The sequence below is a fragment of the Actinoplanes sp. NPDC051537 genome (genome assembly GCF_055586105.1).
On record NZ_JBVJIU010000029.1, the window covers coordinates 1 to 24,846 of the forward strand.

Here is a 24,846-nt window from a genome sequence, read left to right on the forward strand (position 1 = left end):
CGCCGAAGTGTGGCGTTGGTCGGGTGCGAGGCGAACGCCAACGCCCCCTGTTTGTTTTCCCGCGGGCCGTGGGGGGGGGGGGTGGACCGATCGAGTGGGGGGGGGGCGCCCTTTGGGGGCCCCCCCCCGCCTTCGTTCCGTCAGGTGTTACCTACTTGACCGTGAACCGCTTGACGTCGGAGTAACCGCCCGCCGTGCCGTTCGGGGTGTAGCCGGCCACGAAGGCCCGGACCGCCACGGCGGTGCCGGAAGCAAGCTTCGCGGTGGCCCGCCACTGGTTGTTGCTGAGGGTCGTGCCCTTCCAGGTGTTGACCCACTTGCCACCGACCCAGCGCTGGATGATGACCGACTGGCCGACACCACGCGGGGTGCCCTGCACCGCGAAGCTCACCATGCCCTTGCTCGGCGAGCTGGCCACGAAGACCGGCGCCTGGGTGACCATGACCCGCTTCTCGGCGGTGGTGTCATCGCCCGACTTGACCGCGAAGCGGTAGCCCTGCATCAGCGTCCGGGTGAAGGTGAACGAGCCGTTCGCCCCCGCCTTGGTGTCGGCGAGCTTGGCCAGCGCCGGGTTGGCGGCCGAGATCGGCGCCCCCCAGAGCTCGACGGTCGCGCCCGCGGTCGCCTTGCCGGAGATCGGCGTGTTGACGCCACCCGTGACGTTCGCGGCGACGCTGAGCGTCAGGCCGGTCGGCGTCGGGTTGCTGGTGCCGGTCCCGATGACGATCGCGCCCGGCGTGACCGCCCCGACGCCGCTGAGCGAGGTGCCGCTCACGACGATCGTCTCGTTGCCCTCGTCGGACTTGTCCTCGAGCAGCGGGACCACCGCGATCGGGATCACGGTGCCGGCTTCGGTTCCGCCATCCACGGTGATCGACTGGGTGCCCGGGTTGGTGAAGTCGGACGAGTCGGCGGCCTTGCTGCCGCCGACCGACCCACCGGCGAACGCGATGTTGTAGACGACGTCGTTCTCGGAGCCGCCCGTGACGGTGGCGGTGACCTGAGCGGTCTCGCCCTCCTTGGCCGTGACGTTGTCGATCTTCAGAGCTGGCGGCTTGTCGTCGTTCTGGATGGTGAGCGTGATGTTCTTCGACTGCGCACCCGACACCGTGCCGGAGGTGACCGCCGCCTGCAGCGAGACGTCCTCGTCCGCCTCGTAGAGGCCGTCACCGTAGACCAGCACCACCGCGTCCGCGCTGGTCTTGCCGGCCGGGATGGTCACCTGCTGGGTGACCAGCGTGTAGTCGGTGGCGCCCGGCTGCGAGCCGCTGGTGTTGTCGGTGAGGTCGACCACGATCGGCTCGCTGGACGGCGAGCTGAGCTTGATCGGGACGAGGACCGGCGTCGTGCCGTCGTCGCCCTCCTTGACCTTCGCGTCGCTGACCGACAGGGTCGGCAGCGCGTCGTCGTCCTTGATCGTGACGGTGGCCGGCGAGTTGCTGACGTCCGCGGACGTGTCGCCCTGCGCCTGGCTGAGCGAGACGTCGAAGGTCTCGTCGTCCTCGTGCAGGGTGTCGCCCATGACGTCGACCGTGAAGGTCTGGCTGGTCGAACCGGCCGGGAAGGTCAGCTTCCCGCTCTTCGGCACGAAGTCGGCACCCGAGGTCGCGAGGCCGGCGCCCACGCCGGACGCGTCGGCGGACCAGTTGACGGTGACCGCGCGGCCGGAGGCCGGCTTGAGGTTCGCCGTGAAGGTGCGGGCCTGCCGGCCGTTGTTGCCCTCGGTCACCGACGTCGGGTCGATGGTGACCGTCGGCACCAGCGCCTGGTCGCCGTCGGTGATCTCGGTGTCCTGCTTGACCGTCGCGCCGAGCACGGCGTTCGTCGGGTCGGCGATCATGACGCCGTAGGCCTCGGTGTTCTCGTTGAGGTTGTCCGCCGTCAGCGGGACGTCGAACGTGCCGGTCGCCGACCCGGGCTGGATGGTGACCGTCCGGTCGGCCGGGTAGCTGAAGTCGGTACCCGAGGTGGCCTTGTCGTCGCCCGTCGGCAGCGTGGAGGCGTCGCCCGCGCTCCACTTCACCGTGATCGGCAGCTCCGACGGCGGGTCGGCGGTCACCGTGTAGGTGACCGTGTCGCCCTCGGTCCCGGTGTTGCCACCGGGCTGCGACAGCGTCAGCACCGGCGTGGTCTCGGCGTCCTTGATGCTGACCGCCGTCGTCGCGGTCTTCGGCGACACGCCGCTGACCGCGGTGCCGTTGACATTGAACGTTTCGAGGTCGGCCGAGTCCTTGGTGCCGTCGCTCTTGACCGTGACGTCGAACACCACGGTGTTCTTCAGGCCCATGGCCGGGACGGTGAGCGACCCGGTCACGGCCGTGTAGTCGGTGCCCGCCGTGGCCGTGCCGCCCCCGCTGGTCATGTTGATCTCGGTGTCGGTCGCCGACTTGCCGCTGAGCGTGGCGGTGATGTGGGTCAGCACGTCGGTGGTGCCGTCCCGGTTCTCGCTCACCGTGGCGGGCGAGGCGGACAGCGTGTAGGACGGCATCTGCTGGGCGTCGAGGATGGTTCCGACGCCGCTCGTGGTGTCGCCACTGCCGTCGTCCGCGGTCAGGGTGAACTTCTCGGTGCCCTCGTAGACCTGGTCGTTAACGGTCTTGACGGCGATGGTCTGGACGAGGGTGCTGGCCGTGAACGTCAGGCTCGACTGCGCCTGCGTGAGCGCGGTGACGTCCGCCGAAGAGGCGGTGTTCGCGCCGGTGAAGTCGAAGGCCATGGCGTACGTCGCGCCGACGCAGTCCGCGCCGCTCGTGCAGCGGACGGTGAAGGTCATGGTGTCGCCCTCGGAGGCCGAGGCGGTCGACACGATGAGGCCGTTGGCGCTCGGGGCGGCCATTGCCGGGGTGGCCATGAAGGCCGGCACCAGGCCGACGAACCCGGCCACGGCGGAGGCTAGCAGCGTCCGCGCGGATTTCTTGCCACGCAGCGTGAACGGGACCGAGCCGCTCTTGGCCGCATGGGCTTCTTGATAGCGCATGTCTTTTCTTTCTCCTTCGGCGGCTGGGCTGCCTCCGTCGGGGGAGGCCCCTGGCTTTGCGTCCCCGCCTTGCGGCGGGTTTGCCTGTTCGGGTACCGCACACGAGGGCGGAACGGGGCGCCGGACAACCCGGCTGAGCAGCGCAGACACCGGATGTCGAAGATCCGGCATGATGTCGCGCCTTCCGTAATCTAACCGTCGAATGTGAGCGTTACTGGCGGAACGCAATTTTCCGGTTCAAATCGGGGCAAGGCGGCCGTGCGCCGTTGCTTTGGCGCTCGGTGAAGCCGAACGGGACCATGCCAGTCCGCCGGTGGGGGCGCGGGCGGTTACGCGGAGAGCGAAGCCCGGCGCGACGCGGCCACCGGCGGACGGGCGGACCGAGCCCGCGTCGACCCGACGATCCGCCCCGGTTTGCCCGTCAATCGATCTTAAGAACTCCGGTCCCACGGTCGAGGTTTGCCGACGCTTCGATTGCCATCAACCTTGGAGAAACCTGTGAATGATGGCGTGGAGCCGACCCAACCAGTCACACATATTGGAGTGCGCATCCATGAATGTTCTGCGTTCCCGCCGCGGACGCCTGGCTCTGGCGCTGGCCGCGACCGCGGTCGTCGCCGTGCCGACGGTGGCCGTGGCCTCCGACGCACACCAGGACCGCACCCAGGCCGCCAAGCAGGCCATCAAGGGGGGCAAGGCCCGCAACGTCATCCTGCTCATCGGTGACGGCATGGGCGACAGCGAGATCACCATCGCTCGCAACTACCAGGTCGGCGCGAACGGGCGCCTGGCCATGGACAAGCTCCCGCTGACCGGCGCCTACACCACGTACGCCGTGCAGAAGGCGCACCCGGAGCTGCCGGAGTACGTGACCGACTCGGCCGCGTCCGGCACCGGCTGGGCGACCGGGCACAAGACCTACAACGGCGCGATCTCGGTGCTGCCGAACGAGAAGCCGGTCGCGACGATCCTGGAGCTGGCCAAGAAGGCCGGCTACAAGACCGGTGACGTCTCCACCGCCGAGCTCCAGGACGCCACCCCGGCCGTCCTCGGCTCGCACGTGGTGAGCCGGAACTGCAAGGGCCCGGACGCGATGGCCGAGTGCGCCGTGAACGACAAGCTCAACGGCGGCGCCGGCTCGATCGCCGAGCAGCTCGTGCAGACCCGCCCGGACGTGCTGCTGGGCGGCGGCAAGCAGTTCTTCGACCAGACCGTGAAGGCCGGCAAGTACCAGGGCCTGACCGTTCTGCAGCAGGCGCAGGTGAACGACTACCAGATCGTCACCGACGCGGCCGGCCTGGCCGCCGCCTCCAAGAAGGGCCCGATCCTGGGCGCCTTTGCGAAGAACAACATGGACCTGGAGTGGGTCGGCCCGACCCCGACCAAGACCGGCACCGCGCCGTCCACCTGCGCCGTGAACACGGCTCGCACGGCCGCGCAGCCGCACCTGGTCGACATGACCGCCAAGGCTCTCGACGTCCTGGACTACCAGGCCCGCAACAGCCACAAGGGCTTCTTCCTGCAGGTCGAGGGCGCCTCGATCGACAAGCAGGACCACGCCGCCAACCCGTGCGGCCAGATCGGCGAGACCGTGGCCTTCGACGCCGCGATCAAGAAGGTCCTCGACTACCAGAAGTCCCACCCGGACACCCTGGTCGTCGTGACCGCCGACCACGGCCACACCAGCCAGATCGTCGAGGCACCGACCCTGGGCTACACGGCCACGCTGGTCACGCACGACAAGGCGAACATGACCATCTCGTACGCCACCGCGGACATCACCGGTTCGCAGCAGCACACCGGCACCGAGGTGCGGATCGCCGCCGGCGGCCCGCAGGCGGCCAACGTGCTCGGCGTGACCAACCAGACCGACCTGTTCTTCACGATGGGCCGAGCCCTGGGCCTCAACCACTAAGGCGCAACGCCAGCATCGGACACCGGTCCACGGCCTGCCGTGCCGCGCCCTCCAGGGGGCGGGGCACGGCCGGCTCGCGTTGGCCGTCCCGCGCCGCCGGGTAGCCCCAGTCGTCCTCGACCAGCAGCTCCTCGAGCAGCTCGGTGCAGACCCCGCGGCCGTCGCAGGCGGTCCAATCGATGTGCAGCGTCTTCATCAAGGTCACCTCCATCCCGATGTCGGTGTTCCGGTTGCGAGGCAGCGGCCGGTGAGGTGCGCCGCCACGTCGGCCTCGAACGCCCGCATCGCGGTCAGCACCAGGCGGGCGGTGCCGTCCGGGTGGCGGCAGGCGCCGCGGCCGGTGACCATCGCGGCCAGCCGCGCGACCTCGCCCGGCAGCCCGGCCCGCGGGCGGCCGACGGCCAGGTCGGCGAGGGTGGCCGCCATCCGGGGCAGCCCGTTCACGCACGGACCGCATTGGCCGGCGACCTGGCCGGCCAGGTAGTTCGCGATCTTCGCGGTCTCGGTCAGCCCGCAGACGTGGGCCGGCAGCGCGACTATCACGCCGGCGCCCGGGGCGGCGCCGTACCGGGCGAGGGCCTCGGCGCTCACCGGCAGCGTGGGGTCGGGCGGCACCCAGCCGCCGTGGTAGCCACCGACCAGCACGGCCTGGAGCCCGCCGGCCGGCCCGATCAGTTCGCCGAGCGGAACGCCGTAGCGGGCCTCGACCACGCCCGGCCGCGCGACCGCGCCGCTGACGGTGGCGAGGAACGTGCCGGCCGAGGCGGGTCCGTAGCGGGCGATCAGCGCGAGGTGGGCGAGCGTCTCCACGTTCTGCACCAGGGTGCCGGTGTCGACCAGGCGGATCCGCTTGTCGGCCGGCACCGCCCCGTGGCCGGCGACCGCCGAGGCCACCGCGGTCTCCTCCCCCGCGACGAAGGCGTCCGGGGCCGCGTGCAGGCCCACCGGCAGCGCGTCGAGACCCGCACCCCGGCGCGCCGCCAGCAGGTCGCGCAGCCGCGGGAGCAGGGCGGCCGGCGCGTAGAGATGGGCCCGGCGGGCGCCGATCGCCCGGGCCGCGAGTTGCAGGCCGTCGAGCACGAGGTGGGGCCGGCCGGCGAGCAGCGCGCGGTCCTTGCCGCTGGCCGGCTCGCCCTCGGCGCCGTTGGCGATCACGCTCTTGTCCACGGTGGACACGGCGACGGCACTCAGCTTGCGCCACACCGGGAAGCCCGCGCCGCCGCGGCCGGTGAGGGTCGCGTCGCGGGCGATGCCGATGATCTGGCGGGGGTCGAGCACCGGGATCCGGCCGTGCCGGGCGAGATGCCCGTCGAGCGTCCCGTCGCCGGCCAGCAGCAGGCCGGGGGCCTCGGTGGCAACACTCATCGGGAAGCCTCCTCCATCAGTCGGGTGGCGACCCGGCGCTCGGCGCGGGCCGGGAAACGGGCGAAGGCCGGGGAGATGCGCCAGATCACGGCGGCGGCCACGACGGCGGCGCAGGTCAGCGAGATCGTCCAGAGCCACCCGGCGCCGCGGTCGGTGCCGGTGCCGAGGCCGTGCGTCAGCGCCACCGGCCAGCACAGGTAGGCCAGCCAGTGCACGGCGCGCCAGGCGCGGGCGCCGATCCGGTGCCGCAGCAGACTGGTGATCACCAGCGCGAGCAACAGGTCGAAACCGAGCGTCCCCAGGCCCTGCCAGACCGGGCGGTAATTGCCGGCGAACGGCACGACAAGATCAAAAATCCGGAGCTGCGCGTACGGGTCGAAAAGCAGACCGATCACGTGACCGGCCAGGAAGACGACCGCCAGCAGCGCGGCGTTCCGATGCAGCAGCGAGACCGCGAACCGGGGCAGCCCGAACGCCGGCTTGCCCGAGCGGGCGCCGATGCCGAGCGCGACCACGACCGTGAGCAGCACGAGCGAGACGACCCCCGAGCCGCGGGCGAAGTACCAGAGCGCGTCGGTCACGACGGCCACCCGCCCCGGCGCAGCACGTCGAGGCTCGGCGTCACCAGCCGGCTCGGCGCGCGGCCGAGCAGGTCGGGGGCGGCGTGCCCGCGGACGATGGCCGCGGTGCTCAGCGTGTTCGCCCGCAGGCAGCTGAAGGCGGCCACGGACACCGTGCGCCAGACCGCCGGGGCGGGCCGGCCGGTCGCCGGGTCGACGATGTGGTGCAGCAGCTCGCCGGGGCGGCCCCAGGTGCGGCCCGCGGTGCTGGACGTCGCGAGAGCGGCGCCGGCCGGGAGGCGTACGGTCTCCGCGGGGTCGCCCGGCCGATCCCGCACCAGCACCCGCCAGTCCCCGCCGTCCGGGCCCCGCCCCGCGGTCGCGATGTCACCGCCCAGCGCGACCAGCACGCCCACGTCGAGCCGCTCGGCCACCCGGGCGGCGGCTCGGTCCGCCGCCACCGCCTTGGCCGTCGCACCCAGGTCGAGCAGCACCCCGTCGGGCACGGTCAGCTCGCCGTCCCGCAGCCGCACGGCCCGCCAGTCCGGGGTCGCGAAGACCCGCACCGCGGGCGCCACCGCCCGGCCGGTGATCGCCGCGAAGTCCCGGTCGTAGCCGAGCCCGCACAGCGCCGCCCCCACGGTCGGGTCGACCGCGCCGCCGGTCTCCCGGGCCGCGTCGAGGGCGGCCCCGACCAGGTGCGCGAGCAGCGGGCTCACCGCCACCGGTCGGCCGCCGGCCCGGCAGGCATGCCGCAGCTCGGAGTCGGCGCGGAACCGGCTGCACGCCGCGTCGACGGCGGCGAGCTCGCGCTCGACCAGGTCGGTGGCCTCGGCGAGCCGGGCCGGGTCGGTGACCACGATCCGGGCGGTCGTGCCCCAGACCGGCCACTGGGCGGTGCCGGCGCGGATCGGCAGTGTCTCGACGAGCGGCATGTCACGACCCTCCCGAGGTGGCCTGGCCGCCGCTGTCGCTGCTGCCGCTCAGGCTCGGGTAGGTGCTCTGGTCGTCGTCGGCCGACGTGGAAGTCGACGTGCTGCTGGTCTGGGCCGAGCCGGAGTCGGCGGCATAAGCGGCCACCCCGATGCCGGCCGTCCCCGCCAGGCTCGCCGCGACCAAGGCGCCGGTGAGCAGCGTCGTCCGCCGCAGTCCCGTGTCCCGCTTCATCCCGTCGCTCCCCTTCGTTGATGACTCAACCAATCGTGGGGTGCGGGCTTGGCTCTGACCTGTGTCGATGCTTGGCGGTTCCTGTGAACAACAGCTGTAACAAGAAGTAAGTCGATTGGCGGTATCGGTGATGGGGTCCGGCTACCTAGATTGATTCCCGAAGCGTTGATGACCTTGATCTAGGGGGAGCTCCACCATGCCCGTCATTCCGCAGCACACGCTCGACGACATCGAACGGGTCAACGCCACCGGTCTCACCCCGGTGGTCTTCATCCACGGCCTGTGGCTGCTGCCGAGCAGCTGGGACCGCTGGGCCGAGGTCTTCCAGGGCGCCGGCTACGCCCCGATCTCCCCCGGCTGGCCGGACGACCCGGAGACGGTCGCGGAGGCCAAGGAGCACCCCGAGGTGTTCGCCGGCAAGACCGTCGGCCAGGTCGCCGACCACTACGCCGAGGTGATCGGCAAGCTCGACAAGCAGCCCGCGGTGATCGGGCACTCGTTCGGCGGCCTGCTCGCGCAGATCATCGCCGGGCGCGGCCTCTCCAACGCGACCGTGGCCATCGACGCGGCGCCGTTCCAGGGCGTGCTGCCGCTGCCGGTCTCGGCGTTGCGGGCGGCGTCGCCGGTGCTGTCCAACCCGACCAACTACCACAAGGCGATCCCGCTGACCTACGAGCAGTTCCGGTACGCCTTCGCCAACGTGGTCAGCGAGGAGGAGGCCCACAAGCTGTACGAGGAGTTCGCCGTCCCGGCCCCGGGCGCGCCGCTGTTCCAGGCGGCCGTGGCGAACTTCAACCCGTGGAGCGAGGTGAAGGTGGACCACGAGAACGCGTACCGTGGCCCGCTTTTGATCATCTCCGGCGACCAGGACCACACCGTCCCGCCGGCCATCTCCGAGTACAACTACAAGATCCAGCAGAAGAACAGCGGGGTGACCGAGTTCGCCTCGATCCCCGGCCGTGGCCACTCGCTGACCATCGACAGCGGCTGGCTCGAGGTCGCCAACACGTCGCTGGCGTTCGTGCAGCGCTTCAGCGAGCGCTGAGTCTCACAGCAGGCCGTGCCGCATCGCCGTGGTCACCGCGGCGGTGCGGTCGGCCACGTCCAGCTTGTTGAAGACCCGCAGCAGGTGGGTCTTCACGGTGGCCTCCGAGATGAACAGCCGCTTGCCGATGTCGGCGTTGGTCAGCCCGCTCGCCACCAGCCGCAGCACCTCGGCCTCCCGGGCCGACAACGCGGGCGGGGCGGGCTGCCGCACCTGACGGACCAGAGTGGACGCGACGCTCGGGGCGAGCACGGTCTCGCCCCGGGCCGCGGCCCGCACGGCGTCCGCGAGCTCGCTCGGCGAGGCGTCCTTGAGCAGGTAGCCGCAGGCGCCGGCCTCGATGGCGCGCAAGATGTCGCGGTCCGCCTCGTACGTGGTGAGCACCATGACCCGCGCGCCGGGCACGGTCCTGAGGATCCGCTCGGTCGCGGAGACCCCGTCGCCGCCGGGCATGCGCAGGTCCATCAGCACGATGTCGGGGCGTTCGGCGGCGGCCAGCGTCACGCCGGCGTCGCCCGAGCCGGCCTCCCCCACGACCGTGAGATCGGGCTCGGCGTCGAGCATCCCCCGCAGCCCATGCCGTACGACCGGATGGTCGTCCACCAGGATGATCCGGATCACGCCGGCACCTCCAGCTCGATCGTCGTGCCCATGTCCGGGTCGCTGTGCACGGTCAGGGTTCCCGCCACCTGGTCGGCGCGGGCGCGCATGCCGTTCAGCCCGAAGCCGTCGGCGGCCGACGGGTCGAAGCCATGGCCGTCGTCGCGCACCACCAGCCGCACCGACTCCGGGCCGTAGGCGAGCAGCACCGCCGCCTCGTTCGCGGCCGCGTGCCGGCGCACGTTGGTGAGCGCCTCCTGGGCCGCGCGCAGCAGGACGACCTCGACCTTGGTCGGCAGGTCCCGCTCGTCGCCGGTCACCCGGACGCTGGCCGGGGTGCCGGTCTCCTCGGCGAAGCGGGCGGCCTGGCGGCGTACGGAATCGGGAAGGGAGCCCTCCGACAACGCGGCCGGCGCCAGCGCGGCCAGCAGGGCCCGCGACTCGGCCAGGTTTTCCTTCGCGGTGCGGACCGCGAGGGCCAGCCGTTCGTCGCGCAACCCGGGGTCGACCGCCTGGAGCAGGGTGATGATGCTGGTGAAGCCCTGGGCCAGGGTGTCGTGGATCTCGCCGGCCAGCCGGGCCCGCTCGGCCGCCACCCCGGCCTCGTGCGACAGGCGCGACACCTCGGCCCGGCTCGCCTCGAGCTCGGTGATCAGCCGGCCGCGCTCGACGTTCTGCTCGATCACCCGGATGATCCAGAAACCGAGCCAGACGCCGGCGGCCGACGAGATCAGCGCGATCATCAGGTCGGCGCGGAACATGCCCGAGTCCGTGACCAGGTCGACCACCGGCGTGATCAGGTTGACCACGATCACCAGCACGATCGCGGCGCGCATGGAGACGAGCTGGAAGATCATCGGGATCATCGCGAACAGCAGCCAGGTCGCGAAGGGGATGAGCGCGACCGCGACCGCGAAGAGACCGATTTGGACAATTGCCGCGATAAGGCTCTCTTTGTTTCGCTGGATCAGATGGCGGCCGATCACCAGATGCAGAAGGATCATCAGGCCGATGACGCCGGCCACCACGAGCCGGCGCCACAGAGCGTGACTGTCGTTGAGGAGAACCGCGACCGCCACCGCGATCGCGACAATCCCGAAGTACCCGTCCCACCACTGCGAATACCGCATGTGGGCCTCGGTCATCGGTCCTTCTGGGTCCAGCGGAACGTCACCAGGCACAACACCAATCCGATCACACACCAGGCGCCCAGCACCAAGGCGATGCGGCCGAGCTCCCATGCGCCGGCCGTCTCGAACTGCTTCATGTTGTCGGGCAGGAACACGTACCGGAAGCCCTGGCTCATCCACTTGACCGGGAAGATCGACGCCACCGTGATCAGCCAGCTCGGCAGCTGCGTGATCGGGTAGATGAAGACGCCGGAGATGAACTGCAGCGCCACCAGCGGGACGTTGAGGATCGCGCCGGCCGTACGGGCGTGCTTGACGATCGCGCTGACCGCGATGCCGCAGGTGGTGCAGGCGAACGTCGACAGCAGGAACAGCCAGGCGAACGTCAGCCAGTGCGACGCGTCCGGCACCGGCATGCCGAAGACCAGCACGCCGACCAGGATCAGGAGAGCCGCCTCGGCGACGCCCAGGACCAGAACGAGGATCAACTTCCCGAGGAGGTACGCCGAGGGCGTGATCGGCGTGCCGTGCAGGCGCTTCAGGGTGCCGTCCTCGCGGTCCATCGCTACGCCCGAGCCCATGGTCACGAAGGCGGTGGCGAGGATGCCGTACGCGATCAGGCTGGCCGAGTAGACCTGGCTCGCGCTGACGCCCGTCTCGCCGTACGAGTCTCCGAAGATCGTGCCGAACAGCAGGAGCAGCATCGCCGGGAACGCGAACGTGAAGATGACGGCCGTGCGGTCCCGCACGAACTGGAGGGTCTCCACCTTGCCCCGGGACAGACCGGTCATCGCGGTCGAGGGGAGGATCGCGGTGGTGGTCATCGGCCGGCTCCGATCAGGGTGAGGTAGACGTCCTCGAGCGTGGGCCGGGTGACGGTCAGCGTGGTGAGGTCGGCGTCGTCCTCGACCAGGCGCCTGATCAGCTCCGTCGGGTCGGCGACCCGCTCCTCGCGGTTGGTCCCGTTCTCCCGCCACGCGACCTTGGCGCCGCTCTGCGCCCGGCCGCCGAGCGTGGCCGGGGTGCCCTCGGCGACGATCCGGCCCCCGGCCAGCACCGCCAGCCGGTCGGCGAGCGCCTCGGCCTCCTCCAGGTAGTGCGTGGTGAGCAGGATCGTGGTGCCCTCGGCGGCCAGGTCACGGATCAGATCCCAGAACTGGCGACGGGCCGCCGGGTCGAACCCGGTCGTCGGCTCGTCGAGAAAGAGCAGCTCGGGCCGCCCGACGATGCCGAGCGCCACGTCCACCCGCCGGCGCTGTCCGCCCGACAGCTGCCGGATCTTGCTGGCCCGCTTCCCGGTGAGCCCGACCAGCTCGATGACCTCGCCGGCGGGACGCGGGTCCGGGTAGAAGCCGGCCACGTGCGTCACCATCTCGGCGACGGTCAGGTCGGCGGCGTCGTCGGCGTCCTGGAGAACGACCCCGATCCGGGCCCGCCAGGCGCGACCGGCCGTGCCCGGGTCGTCGCCCAGCACCCGCACGTCGCCCCCGTCGCGCCGCCGATGCCCCTCGAGGATCTCGACGGTCGTGGTCTTGCCCGCCCCGTTCGGCCCGAGCAGCGCGAACACCTCACCGCGCGTGACGCTGAGATCGATGCCGCCGACCGCCTCGTGACCGCGGTAGGTCTTGCGAAGTCCCCTGACTTCAATGGCGTCCATGGCGTCGATCGTGCGGCTTCGGCGGCCTTGCGCGGGACGACCGCGAGGCGGTCAGCGGTTGTCCACCGATCGATGGACGCGGTGTTTCCGCTACTCCCAGCGGAACTTCTTGGCGGCGGCCATCAGGCAGACGGCGGCCCAGACGGCGAGGCTCGCCCATGAGCCGAGCGGCACCGGCTGGTCGTGGGAGAGGGTGGCGCGCAGGGCCTCGGCGTGCGCGGCCAGCGGCAGGAACTCCGAGATCTGGCCGGGGCCGGCGAACATGATGCCGCCGGCCGCCAGCATCAGGACGTAGATCAGGGTGGCCAGGCCGGTCGTCGTCTCCGGCTTGAGCACGCTGGCCAGCAGCAGGGCGAGGCCGCTGTACGCCGCCGTGGCCAGCACGGTGATGCCCAGCGCCGGGAGGATCTCGCCGAAATGCGGGCGCCAGCCGACGGCGATGCCGACCGCGGCCAGCACCAGCAGCTGCACGACGATCAGGGCGAGGACGGCGGCGGTCTTGGCGAACAGCAGCCCGGGGCGGCTCAACGGCGAGGCGCCCAGGCGCTTGAGAACGCCGTAGCTGCGCTCGTAGCCGGTGGTGATCGCCTGGCCGGTGAAGGCGGTGGACATCACGGTGAGAGCGAGAACACCGGGCACCACGTACGCCAGGCGGTCGCCCCCCGGGACGTTGGTGACGTCGGTGAGGCCGGCGCCGAGCAGGACCAGCAGCGGGACGCCCATGGCCAGCACGACGGCCTCGCCCCGGCGCGCCGTCAGCGTCAGTTCCATGCGCACCTGGCTGCGGAGGATCGCCCCGGTGCTGTTGCGCGCGGGGGCGGGCGCGAAGGTGCTCATCGGGTGGCTCCCGCCTTGTCGTTCTTCTCCCGGGACAGCGCCAGGTAGACGTCCTCGAGGGTGCGCCGGCGCGTGTTCACGGCGGTGACCTGGGCGCCCGCGCCGGCGAACCAGGCGAGCACCTCGGCGATCGCGGCCGCGTCCAGGGCGCCGGCGATCTCGTACTCGCCGGGGTTGCGCTCGGTGACCTTGAGATGGGGCAGATCGGGAGCGAGGGCCGGCTCCGCGCGTACCTCCAGAAGGTCGATGCCCGCCGCGGCCGTGAGCTCGGCCGGCGTGCCGGTTGCCGCCACCCGCCCCGACCGCATGATCACCACATCGTGCGCGAGGCGCTCGGCCTCGTCGAGCAGGTGGGTGGTGAGCAGCACCGAGACGCCGTCGCGGGTGAGCTCCTCGATCAGGCCCCAGGTGGTGTGGCGGGCCTCGGTGTCCATTCCGGCCGTGGGCTCGTCGAGAAAGACCAGCTCGGGCCGGCCGACCAGGGCCACCGCCAGGGACAGTCGCTGCTGCTCGCCCCCGGAGAGGCGGCGGTACCGGGTCTTGGCGAACTCGTGCAGGCCGAGACGCTCCATCAGCGTGCCCGGGTCGATCGGGTTGGCGGAGAACGAGGCGTACAGCCGAAGAAGCTCACCGGCGGTCGCCCACGGGTACATGCCGCCGGACTGGAGCATGATGCCGAGCCGCGGCATGAGCTCGTCGTGGTCCTTGACCGGGTCGAGCCCGAGCACCGTGCAGGCGCCGCCGTCGGCCGGCCGGAATCCCTCGCAGACCTGAAGCAGGCTGGTCTTGCCGGCGCCGTTGTGCCCGAGCAGCGCCAGCACCCGGCCGCGCGGAACCGTCAGCGACACCCCGTCGACGGCAACCGTGCCGCCGTAGCGCACGACGACGTCCCGACACTCGACCGCGCCGTCACTCACTCGTCGACCCCTTCCGCCGCCCTGGCCACCTTACGTGCCCTCCGCTGTCACCCCGCTGAGGGCGGGTCCGGGCATGGCCGGCCTCACCTTCCGCGCGCTTTGCTCTGCTTACCCATACGCGCGGCCCAGCCCAGCTCAGCTCTGCTCACCTATACGCGCGGCCCAGCTCAGCTCTGCTCACCCATACGCGCGGCCCAGCCCAGCTCTGCTCACCCATACGCGCGGCCCAGCCCGGCTCTGCTCACCTACACGCGCGGCCCAGCTCTGCTCACCCATACGCGCGCCCGGGTCTTCCACTCTCGCGCGGTCGGTAGGGTGCTCGCATGAGCGTGGTGGAGATCTACACCGACGGGGCGTGCGTGCCCAACCCCGGCCCGGGCGGGTGGGGCGCCGTGCTGCGTTACGGCGGCCGGGAGAAGGATCTCTGCGGCGGCACGGCCGAGTCCACCACCAACAACCGGATGGAGCTGCTCGCGCCGATCAGCGCGCTCGAGGCGCTCAACCGGGCGCCGATGACGGTCATGCTCTACACCGACAGCATCTACGTGCGCGACGGGATCACGAAGTGGCTGCCGCGGTGGAAGGCGAACGGCTGGCAGACCTCGGCCAAGCAGCCGGTCAAGAACGTGGACCTCTGGCAGCGCCTCGAGGAGGCCGTCCTGCGGCACGACGTGCAGTGGCACTGGGTCAAGGGGCACGCCGGCCATCCGGAGAACGAGCGGGCCGATCGGCTCGCCGCCCGGGGACTGCAAGAGGCCTTAACCGCTCAGCGCGCGTAGCGTACGGACAAACACGTCCTTGTCCTTTATCTCGTCTATTTCGGATAAAAGGGCCTCTTCGCCGCGGCGGATCTCCAGTTGAATCTCGCCCTGGAGCCGGCGGCCGGCCTCGGTCAGGCCCAGCAGGCGCGCCCGGCGGTCGGCCGGGTCGGGCTCGCGCTCGATCAGCCCGCGTCGCTGCAGGTCGTCGAGGACCGGGATGAGCCGCGTCTTGTCGGCGCCGATCGAGGCGGCCAGCGCGGCCTGAGCGCGGGCGGGACTCTCGCGCAGAGAACTCAGCACGATGTACGCCCACATGGTCACCCCGTGGCGTTCCAGGATCGGCTGCTCCATGGCCAGCAGGCGGCGGCCCAGTCGCAGCACCATCGCGCCCAGATCGGGCCAGTCGCTCTCCACATCCGCATTCTCCTACCCGTGCCGCCCTTGCGGAATCGTACGCTCATGTAGATGATAAGCGCATGACTATCATATTCCTGGACGAGCTCGCGGTGAAGGAGACCGTGCGGCTCGTCTCGCGGCTCACCCCGGCCGACCTGTCCCGGCCGACGCCCTGTTCGGAGTGGGACCTGGCGGCACTGCTCACCCACATGACCGTGCAACACCGGGGATTCGCGCTCGCGGCGGAGGGCCTGGACGCGGACTGGTCAACCCCGCGACTGCCTGATCCCGTACGGTCCTATCTCGCCGCGGCCGACCAGGTGATCGACGCCTTCGCCGACCCCGATGTCCTCACCCGCGAGTTCCGCCTGCCCGAGATCAGCACCGCCCGCACGTTCCCGGGTTCGATGGCGATCGGCTTCCACCTGGTCGACTACGTCGTGCACGGGTGGGACGTGGCGGTCGCCGCCGGTCTGCCGTTCGAGGCCTCGCCGGAGGTGCTCGAGGCGACGCTCCCTCTGGCCCGGGCCGTCCCGCCGGGGTCGACCGCCTTCGCGCCGGCGCTGCCGGTTCCGCCCGGGGCCGACCCGCTCACCGAGATCCTCCTGCGGCTGGGCCGAAAAGTGTCGGAGGGTGCTGCTACGAAGGACGCATGACCCTACGGTTCGGCGTGATCCTCCCGGGCGGCACCGCCCGCGAGCAGCTCGACCAGGCGGTTCTGGCCGAGCAGTCCGGTTGGGACGGCGTCTTCGTGTGGGAGGCGGCCTACGGCATCGACGCGTGGGCGCTGCTGTCCGCGATCGCCGCCCGCACCACGCGGGTGCGCCTCGGCACGATCCTGACCCCGCTGCCCTGGCGCCGCCCGTGGAAGGTGGCGAGTCAGGTGGCCACCCTCGATCAGCTCTCCGGCGGCCGGGCGATCCTCGGCATCGGCGTCGGGGCGGTCACCACCGATCTGCCGGTCACCGGCGAGCCCACCGACCTGCGGCTGCGAGCATCCATGATGGACGAGGGCATCGACCTGATCCGCGCGGTCTGGTCCGGGGCCAGGGCCTATCAGGGCGAGCATTACTCGTACGAGACGGACCGCGACGACCTGGGCGACGTGGCTCGCCCGGTGCAGGACCGCATCCCGATCTGGGTGGTCGGCGTCTGGCCACGCCCCAAGTCGATGCGGCGGGTGCTGCGCTGTGACGGCCTCATTCCCGGTCACGAGCCGTCGCCCGAGGCGGTCCGCGACATCCGCGAGTGGCTGACCAAGCACGGCGCCGCGCCCGATTTCGACATCCTGGCCGAGGGCGAGACCCCCACCACCGACCCGGCGGCCGCGGCGTCGGCGGTCGCGCCGTGGGCCGAGGCGGGCGCAACCTGGTGGATGGAGACGCGCTGGCAGATGCCGCACAACTCGGCGGACCGCATGGCCGATATTCGGGCCCGCATCGCCGCCGGCCCGCCGCGTTCGCCGTCATGACGCGGGTCGGGGCGGCGCCCGCCCGATTTCGGGTCGCCGCGTTGCCCGCCCGATTTCGGGTCGCCGCGTTGCCCGCCCGGTTCCGGCTCGCCGCGTTGGCCGCCCGGTTCCGGGCCGCCGAGCCGGCCGCCCGATTTCGGGTCGGGGCGCTTTCGCCGGTCTTCGCGGAGGTTGCATGATATCGCCGTTTCGGGTGCTGCTCGCGGATGACGTCGTCGACGATCTGCGGGATCGGCTGCGGCGCACGCGCTGGCCCGAGCCCGCGACGACGCCCGGGTGGGAGCAGGGCACGCCGCTCGACGATGCTCGGGAGCTCTGCGCCTACTGGGCCGACGGGTACGACTGGGCCGCGGCCGGCGAGCGACTCAACCGGCATGCGCAGTTCCGCACGGTCATCGACGGGCTGGGCATCCACTTCGTCCACGTGCGATCGTCCCGGGCCGACGCCACTCCCCTGCTCATGACCCACGGGTGGCCGGGCTCGGTGGCCGAGTTCGCCGACGTCGTGGGGCCGCTGGCCGAGCCGCCGCCCGGCGCGCCCGCGTTCCACGTGGTCTGCCCGTCGCTGCCCGGCTACGGCTTCAGCGACAAGCCGTCCACGCCCGGCTGGACGATCCACCGCATCGCCGGCGCCTGGGCCACGCTGATGTCCCGCCTCGGCTACGCCCGCTTCATCGCCCAGGGCCACGACTGGGGCACGAGCGTCAGCACCGCCCTCGCCCGCCACCACCCCGACCGCCTGATCGGCATCCACCTGATGCCCCCGCTGGTGGCGCCCGACCCCGCCACCCTCGACGACCTGACCGGCGACGAGCGCGCCGCCCTGGCCGACCTCGAAGCGGCCGCCGGCGGCGACGGTTACTCGTTCGAGCAGTCCACCCGGCCGCAGACGATCGGCTACGGCCTGGTCGACTCCCCCGCCGCGCTGTGCACGTGGATCGCCGAGAAGTTCCACGCCTGGACCGACGGCCACACCTTCCCGCGCGACCGCTTCCTCGACAACCTGATGCTCTACTGGCTCCCCGCCACCGGCGCTTCGGCCGCCCGCCTCTACCGCGAGAGCTTCCCCGAGGTCCAGGCCGTCTTCCGCACCGGCGCGACGGACGTGATCCCGGTGCCGACCGCCTGCTCGATCTTCCCCCGGGAGAACCCGCGCCCGTCCCGCCGCTGGGCCGAGCGCCGTTTCCCCGACATCCGTTACTGGAACACCCCACCGAGGGGAGGCCACTTCGCCGCCTTCGAACAGCCGGCACTCTTCGTCGACGAGATCCGAGCGGGCGCGCTCGCGCTCATTTGATGGGTGCGGGCCGCGTGTACCCGCGCTCGCCTCAGATTGACCGCGGCCAGCCGGGCCGACACGCACGTGCTTGCCTGACGGTGGCGTCCGCCGGCGGGCCATCCGCTTGACTCGGCGGACGGGACTCGCGCCGGGCAGCGGCGACCCGGCTTCCAGTGGCGACCCGGCTTCCAGTGGCGACCAGGCTTCCAGTGGCGACCAGGCTTCCAGTGGCGACCCGGCTTCCAGCGGCGACCAGCCATCCAGCGGCGACCAGCCATCCAGCGGCGACCAGCCATCCAGCGGCGACCAGGCTTCCAGCGGCGACCCGGCGATCAAGCCTTCTGGCGGATCCAGGCGGCGCAGGTGCGGTCGACCTTGGCGAAGGGCTGCTTGAACGCGTCCTTGGCGGCCTCCTCGTAGGACTCGTCTCGCAGCAGGACGAGGCGGACGAAGCGGAACATGCCGGCCTGGCCATATTTTTGCGCCAGGCAGTCGACGGCGAAGTGGCTCAGGCCGTAATAGGCGTCGCCGGCTCGGGCGGATGCGTTGCTTGGCGGTTCGGCCGGAATCATTGTGGACGGTCGTTTGCGGGCGACCGCCCATTCGACGCTCCGGCGGCGGTAGCTGTCGGTGGCATGTTTCGGGGACCAGCCGATGTACTCGGCCACGCCCTCGCGCAGCCATTCGTCGCGGTCGTGGTAGGTCTCCGAGCCGGTCAGGGTGATCACGTGGCCGAACTCGTGCTGCAGCGTCACCAGCAACTCCGTCGGCGAGTCGATGCTGCGCACCCGCAGGACCACGTCGTAGCCGTACTGGCTGATCGGGGTGGCGTACCCGATGACCCACTTGTCGTCCTTCCCGCCGTACCACCGCTGCCATTGCTTTTCCCCGGCCAGGAAGACGCGATATCGGGTCTGGCGCGCGAGCAACATGCCGGCGAACGGTTCGTCGGCGGCCGCCGCCTTCTCGGCGACCGGGAGAATCTTGGCGAGGTACGCGGCTTCGCTCGCATCGGCCCCGACGACCACCCGCCGCCCCTGGACCACCTGCAGCTTGCCGTCCTGCCAGGGGACGGGTTCGAGGCTGCCCCGGTCGGGATGGTCCCGGACGGCCGTGATCACGTACCGGCCGCCGATGTTCTTCATGGTCAGCGCGAGGCCGATCGATGCCGGATAGCCCGCGCCGCAGGTGTCGGCGCCGAAGCAGTAGTCGACCCGGGCCGGGAAGGTGAACGCCGCCGGATCCTGCTTGTCCTTGGCACTGATGCCGGGCGTGTACGAGAAGCGCGTGATGCCGAGCGCCCGAAGTGTGCGGAAAAGTCCGTGATATTGGGACACCAGGGCGGACTTTCCCGGGTCGACGACCGCCATCCAGCCGGCCTCGTCGCCGTCGACGAGCGCCGCCCCGTGCAGTTGGAGGGCCCGAACCGCGGACTCGAACGGCGTCTCCGTGACCGGCCCGTAGTGATGCTCGGTCGGCGTCGGGATGGAGCTGGGAGCGGCTTCGGCCTTGACGGCGCGCTCGTGCCCGCGCCCGAAGAACACCCCGATCGAGGCCAGCACCGCGATGGCAAGGGCGCCGGCGAGAACGATGCGCAGGGCCGCGATCCGCCCGCGGGGAGGTGCGGCGGGAGGTGCGCCCAGAACCGGGAGCCCAATGCCGAGGGGGAAGGGCGGGGCCGGGGTTGGCGGGATCGGAGGCGGCGGGGTCAGGGGCGGGGGCGGCGGGGTTGAGGGCGGCAGAAGCGGGGTCGACGTCGGGGTCGACGGTGCCGAGGCCGGCCGAAGCGGGGTCGGGGCGGGCGGGGGCGACCCGGCGGGAGCGGAAGCGTCGGCCGGGGCGGTCACCTCGGCCGGGGCGGCAGCGGCAGCGGGGGCGGCAGCGGCGACAACGGCCGGGGCCGAGGGCTCGTCGGAAGGGGGGCGCGGGGCGGGGATGCTCGGCGCCTCGGGTGCGTCGTTGTCCGGCATTGCTGTCCCCCGGGTTGCCGCCGATGGCCCGGCTCTCGTGGCGGGCCCGGCGGGACAGTACACGCGAAATCAGATGCGGGGGATCACGGCCTTCGCCACCTTCTTCGCGTCGGTCAGGTTTTGCGGGTCGGAGCCGCCGCGGGAGTAGACGTCGATCTGGACCGTTCCGTAGAGCACGTACAGGTGGCCGGCCAGTTCGAAGGCGTCCTCGCCGACGCCGTCCACGGGGGTGGCGCCGGCGATCACGGTGTGGAACTCGTCGTCGGTGGTGCGGGACAGGAACAACGCCAGCTGTCCGCCGTCCTGCTGCCACTGGCAGTAGCGGCTCGGGTCGCCGGGGTCGGCGCCGTCGGTGTCGACCTGGGTGATCTGGCGACCGGTCAGGCCGGCCACTTCGGCCTCGCTGAGGACGGTGCACGGGTCGGGGATGTCGCCCTCGTCGCGCACCGAGCCGAGCCCGCTGACCGCCGAACCCCCGGGCGTCGGCCGGGCCGCGTCGCTGGGGACACCGGCCGCCGAGGCCGCCTTTTCCTTGGCGCCGGTGTCGAGCAGCCCGCACCCGCCGAGCGCGACGACGGCGGCGACGGAAACGGCGGTGACGGCGCAGAGACGGTTCATGCGGTCAGGTTTCCGGTCACCGGGCGCGCCGCCAATACGCGATCGGCCGAAGTGACACGCACGCGGGAGAACTTCAGCCGTTCGAGGACGGCTCAGGCCAGCCGCGGGAGGTAGGCGGCCCACACCTTCTTGGGCACGACCATGCGCCAGGCGTCGAGGACCAGCTCGGTCATCTGCTCCTCGTCGAGCTCGGCCATCCACGCCTGCACCCAGTTGAACCGCATGTCGGACTCGCGCGGCAGATGGAATTTTCGCGGCTCGGCGGCGACCAGCGCGGCCCGCTCCTCCTTGGGGAAGCCGAAACCCATGATCGTCTCGTCGCGGGAGAACGCGACATAGACGATCGCGCCGACCCGGAACTTGACCCGGTCGCGGATCAGGTGCTCCTGGCTGCGGGGCAGATCGCGGCAGACGTTGCGCACGTCATCGACGGTGACCATGCCCGGAACCTACGCCCGGGGTACGACAGAAGCCGTCAGGATTGGCGCGGCTTCGGCACCGAGATGCGGGTGGTGGGCTCCTCGGGAAGACCGGGCCCGTCGGCGTCCGGAATCTTGGCGCGGAACACCCGATCGGGCGGCAGCCGATAGGTGGCGGCCTGCACGAGCTCATCGGGCACCGTGTGCCGCCCACGCGGCGAAGGGGAAGGGGAAGGGGAAGAGGAAGGCGGCGGCGAGGATGACGGAGGTGACGGATCGGCCGGCCGCGGATCCGGGAACGGCCGATAGACGAGGCCCCCGACGGCCTCCGGCTCACCGACGATGCGGGACGGCGACGGAGGCGGCGCGGGGAACCCCAGGCTCGGCGAGGACGGCGGGACGGCCGGCGCGGGCGACGACCCGGGAACGGCCGATCGGCGGAGCAGTGCCGGAGGCAGCGCGGGAACGGGAACCGCGGGCAACTCCTCCTCGGCAGCTGGAGGCGCCGGCGCGACCAGGGCGCCATCGAGGACCGGGGCCGACCCGCGCACCCCCCGCCGAGGGGCGATCACCCGGGCGGCCAGGCTGAAGATGCTCCGGGTGGCCGAGTCATAGCCGTCCCGATACGCCTCCTCGCGGTCGTGCTCCATCTGGTACCGCTGGTGGAGCCGGCCCGCGGCGTAGCCACAGCAGGCCACGAAGACGGCCATCAGGGTGAAGATCAGAGCTGAGTTGCCGGGCGCGGTCATGGCACCGATTGTGGCCAAGTTGATCGACCGGCAGCTATGGCCCGTTTGACGTACCCCGATCGAATGAGCGCGCCGGATCAGCCAGGCCGACCACCCACACGGCGATCTGCGCGCGCCGCGAAACGCCCAGCTTGGTGCGGATATGTTCGACATGAGCGGCGGCCGTCTTGGGCGCGATGGTGAGCTCGGCGGCGATCTCCCGGTTGGTCATCCCCGCCGCCACGAGCCGAGCAACCTCGACCTCCCGGGCGGACAAAGACGATAAATGCGAAAAATCTGATTCGCGTACGAGAGAAGGATCGCGCCCGCCAGCAGACGACCTGCCGACCACCCCGTCGAGCCCGGGCGCCCCCAGGTGGTCGGGAATCCGCGCCCCCACCCCGCCGTAGGCGTCGCGAGCCGCCGCGAGGAACGCCGCCGCCTCGGCCGGACGCCGGCTGCGAGCCGCGCATCGAGCCTGGTCGACCAGCACCGCCGCCCCTTCCCAGAACCGCCGCCGCCCGGCCCAGAACGACGCCGCCGAGGCCAGCTCCGCCCGCGCCTTCCCGGTCTGTCCCTCGTGGAGATGGATGAGCCCGCGCGCGTGGGCCAGCACGCCCAGCGTCCCCGGAATCCCCCGCTCGGCCACGAGATCGCCGCTGCGCTCCAGCCACTCCCGCGCCGGCGATCCCCCGGCGCGCGCCAGGTGCGCACGGACGCCCGTCACCACGTACGGGAAAAGGTAGGCCGCATCCCGCACCCGGGCCGACGCCTCATATCCCTCCTCGCACCGCGCGATGGCCGTGTCGAGATCGCCGCCGAGCAGCGCCACCTCGGCCAGCCCCCACCAGGCCGGCGACATGCGCTGCAGCTCGCGCATCCCGGCGCCGAGCGACGCCGCCTCGCTCAGGTGCTCGACCGCGGTCGCCGGCTGGCCGTGGCCCATCGCCACGAACCCGAGCACGTGCAGCGCCGTGATCCGGGTGGTGATGCCGCCACCGTCGGCCAGCGCCTGCCGGGCGGCCACCGTCGCGGCCGGCCAGTTCCCGGTCGCCCACAGCACGTGACCGAGGTGGGCGGTCAGATAGTTCCGGTCGTTGAACTGCTCGACGCGCTCGGCGTACGCGATCCCCTCGGGCAGCCACCGCATCGCCAGGTCGTACTCGACCAGCACCGACGCGCTCGAGCCCAGCATCCGGTAGCCGCGCGCGGTCTGGCCCTCGAACCGCCACTCCTTGGCCCGCTCGATCGACCCTTCGAGCAGCGCGACCCCCTCGTCGTGCCGCCCGGCGAAGAGGAACACCGAGCCGAGCGTGGCGTCGAGGTTGCAGCGCATCGCCCGGTCGCAGTCCTCGACCGCGATCGACCGGGCCAGCTCACCGTCCTCGATCGCCTCGGCCAGACGGCGATCCAGCATGTACGCCGCCGCCAGCGCGGCGTGGATGTCGGCGCGCACCTCCTGGGCCGGGTCGTCGGTGCGGAACGCGATCAGCGGCAGCGCCCCGCGCAGCGCCGCCGCCCGCTCCTCGAGGCTCGCCCCGAGCAGATGCCGCACCGCCACCCAGTCGGGCACGAGCGCGGCCGCCGCCAGCGGGTCGCCGAGGCGCAGCCGCAACCGGTACGCCTCCTCGTAGCAGGACGCCGCCGCCGCGTTGTCGTCCACGGCCGCGAGCTCGCCGGCGAGCGACGTCAGCAGCTCCGCGACCGACAGATCCGAGATGTCGGACGGCAGCGTCCGCTGCGCGCGCCGGAGCAGCTCGACCGCTTCCCGGTGCGCCGACATGGAGACCGCCTCGGCCGCCGCCGTCATCGCGTACGAGAAGGCCGCCCCCGGCAACGCCGCCCGCTCGTACTGATCGCTGACGAAGGCCGCCGGGAAGCCCGCCTTGACCGCGGCCGTCGCCGCGGCCGCGTGCAGCTCCCGCCGCCGATGCGGCGACAGATCCGCATAGAGGGCGTCGCGGATCAGCGCGTGCCGGAAGTCGAACGACGAGTTGTCGGCGTTGATCTGGACGAAGAACCGCTCGCTCAGCTCCCGCAGGCCGGCGTCGACGGCGACGGTCCCCTCCCCGGTGATGGCCGTCAGCAGGTCGAGGTCGAAGGACCGCCCGAGAACCGAGGCGACCCCGGCCAGCGACCGCGCCGGCGGCGACAGCAGCGAGGCCCGGGCCAGCACCGCGTCCGCCAGCGTGTCCGGCACCCGGTCACCGGCGGCCAGGAACTCCTCCACGTGCAGCGGGATCCCGTCGCTGCGCTCGAAGACCGCCCCGGTCACGCCGCCGGGCAGGGCGCTGCCGGCGATGGCCGACGCCATGGCGGCCGTGTCGGCGAGCGACAGCCGGGACAGCCGCACCTCTTCGGCGTACCGCTGGGTCAGCAGTTGAGTCCGCCACGCCCGCATCGGCACCCGCGGATACAGCTCGTCGCTGCGGTAGGTGCCGACCAGCAGCAGTGGCAGCGACGACGCCCGCCGGCCCAGCCGGCCGAGCACGTCCAGCGTCAGCTCGTCGGCCCAGTGCAGGTCTTCCAGCGCCACCAGCAGCGGCCCGGACGCCGCCACCGAGATCATCTCGGCCAGGTCGGCGACGAGCAGGCGCCGCTGCCGTTCCGCGTCGCCGTCGGCGAGCCCCCGCAGCCGGCCGGCCACCCGCGCGCCGACCTCCGCGATCGCCGCGCACCGCCGCAGCTCCAGGCCGAGGTCGGCGAGCATCCCGCCGGCCACCTCGGCGTCGCCCGGCGACGCGCCCGCGGTGATCACGGTGAAGCCGGCGGCCCGGCGCACGATCTCGGCGAGCAGGCGGGTCTTGCCGATCCCGGCCTCCCCGGCCAGGAACAGCAGCTCGCCGCTCCCCCCGGCGGCCGCGGCCAGACGGCGTTCGGCGAGCGCGACCAGATCGTCCCGCCCGACCAGGATCGGACTGCTCAGCGCGCTGTCCACGCCCGCGACTTTAGGTCAACGAACCCGGCCTTCCTAGGTGCAATGACCGATGTCCGACTGCTCCGGTCCGGGCAGTCTTCCCATGTCAGCACCATC

At 71.9% G+C, this 24,846-nt stretch carries 24 protein-coding genes and 1 riboswitch; of the genes, 6 read left to right on the forward strand and 18 right to left on the reverse strand.

Features of this window, described 5'->3' with window-relative positions; genetic code table 11:
• Positions 1 to 151: 151 nt before the first annotated feature.
• Positions 152 to 2,977, reverse strand: coding sequence for a beta strand repeat-containing protein (locus ACZ6TB_RS45240; protein ID WP_465566903.1), 2,826 nt, complete (start codon positions 2,975 to 2,977; stop codon positions 152 to 154).
• 15 nt (positions 2,978 to 2,992) lie between these two features.
• A riboswitch (cyclic di-GMP riboswitch) is annotated at positions 2,993 to 3,072 on the reverse strand.
• A gap of 458 nt (positions 3,073 to 3,530) precedes the next feature.
• On the opposite strand from ACZ6TB_RS45240, the gene phoA reads away from it, so the two are divergent.
• Positions 3,531 to 4,892, forward strand: a complete 1,362-nt coding sequence (gene phoA, locus ACZ6TB_RS45245) for an alkaline phosphatase (RefSeq protein WP_465566906.1) — start codon at positions 3,531 to 3,533, stop codon at positions 4,890 to 4,892.
• Here phoA and ACZ6TB_RS45250 read toward each other — a convergent pair.
• Genes ACZ6TB_RS45250 through ACZ6TB_RS45270 form a run of 5 tightly spaced genes read right to left on the reverse strand, consistent with a single transcriptional unit; the run spans position 4,882 to position 7,984 of the window.
• A complete protein-coding gene (locus ACZ6TB_RS45250) occupies positions 4,882 to 5,088 on the reverse strand; it encodes a ferredoxin (RefSeq protein ID WP_465566908.1) in 207 nt (68 codons plus the stop codon). The two genes, phoA and ACZ6TB_RS45250, sit on opposite strands and share 11 nt — an antisense overlap.
• Before the next feature lie 5 nt (positions 5,089 to 5,093).
• The gene (locus ACZ6TB_RS45255; protein WP_465566911.1) at positions 5,094 to 6,257 is read right to left on the reverse strand and encodes an NADH-ubiquinone oxidoreductase-F iron-sulfur binding region domain-containing protein; all 1,164 of its coding nucleotides are present in this window, start codon (positions 6,255 to 6,257) and stop codon (positions 5,094 to 5,096) included.
• Complete coding sequence (locus ACZ6TB_RS45260) at positions 6,254 to 6,838, reverse strand: ferric reductase-like transmembrane domain-containing protein (protein ID WP_465566913.1); 585 nt, start codon at positions 6,836 to 6,838, stop codon at positions 6,254 to 6,256. Before ACZ6TB_RS45260 ends, ACZ6TB_RS45255 begins: the two co-directional genes overlap by 4 nt.
• Positions 6,835 to 7,752 carry an FAD:protein FMN transferase gene (locus tag ACZ6TB_RS45265; protein ID WP_465566915.1) on the reverse strand — a complete coding sequence of 306 codons (918 nt, stop codon included), beginning with the start codon at positions 7,750 to 7,752 and terminating at the stop codon, positions 6,835 to 6,837. The genes ACZ6TB_RS45260 and ACZ6TB_RS45265 overlap by 4 nt, the downstream gene beginning before the upstream one ends.
• Before the next feature lies 1 nt (position 7,753).
• Positions 7,754 to 7,984, reverse strand: a complete 231-nt coding sequence (locus ACZ6TB_RS45270) for a hypothetical protein (protein ID WP_465566917.1) — start codon at positions 7,982 to 7,984, stop codon at positions 7,754 to 7,756.
• Positions 7,985 to 8,180: 196 nt separating this feature from the next.
• Here ACZ6TB_RS45270 and ACZ6TB_RS45275 point away from each other — a divergent pair, with 196 nt between their 5' ends.
• Complete coding sequence (locus tag ACZ6TB_RS45275; protein WP_465566918.1) at positions 8,181 to 9,029, forward strand: alpha/beta hydrolase; 849 nt, start codon at positions 8,181 to 8,183, stop codon at positions 9,027 to 9,029.
• A gap of 3 nt (positions 9,030 to 9,032) precedes the next feature.
• Here ACZ6TB_RS45275 and ACZ6TB_RS45280 read toward each other — a convergent pair whose 3' ends face one another.
• The 6 genes from ACZ6TB_RS45280 to ACZ6TB_RS45305 all read right to left on the reverse strand — a co-directional run bounded on the left by ACZ6TB_RS45280 (position 9,033) and on the right by ACZ6TB_RS45305 (position 14,170).
• A complete protein-coding gene (locus ACZ6TB_RS45280) occupies positions 9,033 to 9,650 on the reverse strand; it encodes a response regulator (protein ID WP_465566921.1) in 618 nt (205 codons plus the stop codon).
• Entirely contained in the window at positions 9,647 to 10,774 is a 1,128-nt protein-coding gene (locus tag ACZ6TB_RS45285) for a sensor histidine kinase (protein ID WP_465566924.1), read from the reverse strand. The genes ACZ6TB_RS45280 and ACZ6TB_RS45285 overlap by 4 nt, the downstream gene beginning before the upstream one ends.
• Positions 10,771 to 11,583, reverse strand: a complete 813-nt coding sequence (locus ACZ6TB_RS45290) for an ABC transporter permease (protein WP_465566927.1) — start codon at positions 11,581 to 11,583, stop codon at positions 10,771 to 10,773. Before ACZ6TB_RS45290 ends, ACZ6TB_RS45285 begins: the two co-directional genes overlap by 4 nt.
• Positions 11,580 to 12,416: an ABC transporter ATP-binding protein gene (locus tag ACZ6TB_RS45295; RefSeq protein ID WP_465566930.1), complete on the reverse strand. Its 837-nt coding sequence runs from the start codon at positions 12,414 to 12,416 to the stop codon at positions 11,580 to 11,582. Before ACZ6TB_RS45295 ends, ACZ6TB_RS45290 begins: the two co-directional genes overlap by 4 nt.
• 90 nt (positions 12,417 to 12,506) lie before the next feature.
• On the reverse strand, positions 12,507 to 13,253 hold the full coding sequence (locus tag ACZ6TB_RS45300) for an ABC transporter permease (protein ID WP_465566933.1): 747 nt from the start codon (positions 13,251 to 13,253) through the stop codon (positions 12,507 to 12,509).
• Positions 13,250 to 14,170: an ABC transporter ATP-binding protein gene (locus ACZ6TB_RS45305; protein ID WP_465566936.1), complete on the reverse strand. Its 921-nt coding sequence runs from the start codon at positions 14,168 to 14,170 to the stop codon at positions 13,250 to 13,252. The genes ACZ6TB_RS45300 and ACZ6TB_RS45305 overlap by 4 nt, the downstream gene beginning before the upstream one ends.
• 323 nt (positions 14,171 to 14,493) lie before the next feature.
• Here ACZ6TB_RS45305 and rnhA point away from each other — a divergent pair, with 323 nt between their 5' ends.
• The gene (rnhA, locus tag ACZ6TB_RS45310) at positions 14,494 to 14,949 is read left to right on the forward strand and encodes a ribonuclease HI (protein WP_465566938.1); all 456 of its coding nucleotides are present in this window, start codon (positions 14,494 to 14,496) and stop codon (positions 14,947 to 14,949) included.
• Here the strand turns inward: rnhA and ACZ6TB_RS45315 are convergent.
• On the reverse strand, positions 14,929 to 15,345 hold the full coding sequence (locus ACZ6TB_RS45315) for a MarR family winged helix-turn-helix transcriptional regulator (RefSeq protein ID WP_465566941.1): 417 nt from the start codon (positions 15,343 to 15,345) through the stop codon (positions 14,929 to 14,931). The two genes, rnhA and ACZ6TB_RS45315, sit on opposite strands and share 21 nt — an antisense overlap.
• Before the next feature lie 62 nt (positions 15,346 to 15,407).
• Between ACZ6TB_RS45315 and ACZ6TB_RS45320 the strand changes: the two genes are divergently transcribed.
• The 3 genes from ACZ6TB_RS45320 to ACZ6TB_RS45330 all read left to right on the forward strand — a co-directional run bounded on the left by ACZ6TB_RS45320 (position 15,408) and on the right by ACZ6TB_RS45330 (position 18,095).
• Positions 15,408 to 15,983 carry a TIGR03086 family metal-binding protein gene (locus ACZ6TB_RS45320; protein ID WP_465566944.1) on the forward strand — a complete coding sequence of 192 codons (576 nt, stop codon included), beginning with the start codon at positions 15,408 to 15,410 and terminating at the stop codon, positions 15,981 to 15,983.
• The gene (locus tag ACZ6TB_RS45325; protein WP_465566947.1) at positions 15,980 to 16,798 is read left to right on the forward strand and encodes an LLM class flavin-dependent oxidoreductase; all 819 of its coding nucleotides are present in this window, start codon (positions 15,980 to 15,982) and stop codon (positions 16,796 to 16,798) included. The genes ACZ6TB_RS45320 and ACZ6TB_RS45325 overlap by 4 nt, the downstream gene beginning before the upstream one ends.
• 175 nt (positions 16,799 to 16,973) lie before the next feature.
• Positions 16,974 to 18,095, forward strand: a complete 1,122-nt coding sequence (locus tag ACZ6TB_RS45330; protein ID WP_465566950.1) for an epoxide hydrolase family protein — start codon at positions 16,974 to 16,976, stop codon at positions 18,093 to 18,095.
• A 314-nt stretch (positions 18,096 to 18,409) separates the two neighbouring features.
• Here the strand turns inward: ACZ6TB_RS45330 and ACZ6TB_RS45335 are convergent, their stop codons facing one another.
• From ACZ6TB_RS45335 to ACZ6TB_RS45355, 5 genes are all read right to left on the reverse strand, one after another.
• The gene (locus ACZ6TB_RS45335; RefSeq protein WP_465566953.1) at positions 18,410 to 19,639 is read right to left on the reverse strand and encodes a hypothetical protein; all 1,230 of its coding nucleotides are present in this window, start codon (positions 19,637 to 19,639) and stop codon (positions 18,410 to 18,412) included.
• Positions 19,640 to 20,116: 477 nt separating this feature from the next.
• Positions 20,117 to 20,665, reverse strand: coding sequence for a DUF3558 family protein (locus tag ACZ6TB_RS45340; protein WP_465566954.1), 549 nt, complete (start codon positions 20,663 to 20,665; stop codon positions 20,117 to 20,119).
• Between the two features lie 92 nt (positions 20,666 to 20,757).
• Positions 20,758 to 21,105: an MmcQ/YjbR family DNA-binding protein gene (locus ACZ6TB_RS45345; RefSeq protein WP_465566957.1), complete on the reverse strand. Its 348-nt coding sequence runs from the start codon at positions 21,103 to 21,105 to the stop codon at positions 20,758 to 20,760.
• A 35-nt stretch (positions 21,106 to 21,140) separates the two neighbouring features.
• Positions 21,141 to 21,833, reverse strand: a complete 693-nt coding sequence (locus ACZ6TB_RS45350) for a hypothetical protein (protein WP_465566960.1) — start codon at positions 21,831 to 21,833, stop codon at positions 21,141 to 21,143.
• 34 nt (positions 21,834 to 21,867) lie between these two features.
• Positions 21,868 to 24,750 carry a helix-turn-helix transcriptional regulator gene (locus ACZ6TB_RS45355; RefSeq protein WP_465566963.1) on the reverse strand — a complete coding sequence of 961 codons (2,883 nt, stop codon included), beginning with the start codon at positions 24,748 to 24,750 and terminating at the stop codon, positions 21,868 to 21,870.
• Positions 24,751 to 24,846: the final 96 nt, after the last annotated feature.

Excerpts from the sequence above, each read along its gene's own strand:
- ACZ6TB_RS45240 (WP_465566903.1), bottom strand. The coding sequence starts at position 2,977 with ATGCGCTATCAAGAAGCCCATGCGGCCAAGAGCGGCTCGGTCCCGTTC.
- phoA (WP_465566906.1), top strand. The coding sequence starts at position 3,531 with ATGAATGTTCTGCGTTCCCGCCGCGGACGCCTGGCTCTGGCGCTGGCC.
- ACZ6TB_RS45250 (WP_465566908.1), bottom strand. The coding sequence starts at position 5,088 with ATGAAGACGCTGCACATCGATTGGACCGCCTGCGACGGCCGCGGGGTC.
- ACZ6TB_RS45255 (WP_465566911.1), bottom strand. The coding sequence starts at position 6,257 with ATGAGTGTTGCCACCGAGGCCCCCGGCCTGCTGCTGGCCGGCGACGGG.
- ACZ6TB_RS45265 (WP_465566915.1), bottom strand. The coding sequence starts at position 7,752 with ATGCCGCTCGTCGAGACACTGCCGATCCGCGCCGGCACCGCCCAGTGG.
- ACZ6TB_RS45270 (WP_465566917.1), bottom strand. The coding sequence starts at position 7,984 with ATGAAGCGGGACACGGGACTGCGGCGGACGACGCTGCTCACCGGCGCC.
- ACZ6TB_RS45275 (WP_465566918.1), top strand. The coding sequence starts at position 8,181 with ATGCCCGTCATTCCGCAGCACACGCTCGACGACATCGAACGGGTCAAC.
- ACZ6TB_RS45285 (WP_465566924.1), bottom strand. The coding sequence starts at position 10,774 with ATGACCGAGGCCCACATGCGGTATTCGCAGTGGTGGGACGGGTACTTC.
- ACZ6TB_RS45290 (WP_465566927.1), bottom strand. The coding sequence starts at position 11,583 with ATGACCACCACCGCGATCCTCCCCTCGACCGCGATGACCGGTCTGTCC.
- ACZ6TB_RS45295 (WP_465566930.1), bottom strand. The coding sequence starts at position 12,416 with ATGGACGCCATTGAAGTCAGGGGACTTCGCAAGACCTACCGCGGTCAC.
- ACZ6TB_RS45300 (WP_465566933.1), bottom strand. The coding sequence starts at position 13,253 with ATGAGCACCTTCGCGCCCGCCCCCGCGCGCAACAGCACCGGGGCGATC.
- rnhA (WP_465566938.1), top strand. The coding sequence starts at position 14,494 with ATGAGCGTGGTGGAGATCTACACCGACGGGGCGTGCGTGCCCAACCCC.
- ACZ6TB_RS45320 (WP_465566944.1), top strand. The coding sequence starts at position 15,408 with ATGACTATCATATTCCTGGACGAGCTCGCGGTGAAGGAGACCGTGCGG.
- ACZ6TB_RS45325 (WP_465566947.1), top strand. The coding sequence starts at position 15,980 with ATGACCCTACGGTTCGGCGTGATCCTCCCGGGCGGCACCGCCCGCGAG.
- ACZ6TB_RS45330 (WP_465566950.1), top strand. The coding sequence starts at position 16,974 with ATGATATCGCCGTTTCGGGTGCTGCTCGCGGATGACGTCGTCGACGAT.
- ACZ6TB_RS45340 (WP_465566954.1), bottom strand. The coding sequence starts at position 20,665 with ATGAACCGTCTCTGCGCCGTCACCGCCGTTTCCGTCGCCGCCGTCGTC.
- ACZ6TB_RS45345 (WP_465566957.1), bottom strand. The coding sequence starts at position 21,105 with ATGGTCACCGTCGATGACGTGCGCAACGTCTGCCGCGATCTGCCCCGC.
- ACZ6TB_RS45350 (WP_465566960.1), bottom strand. The coding sequence starts at position 21,833 with ATGACCGCGCCCGGCAACTCAGCTCTGATCTTCACCCTGATGGCCGTC.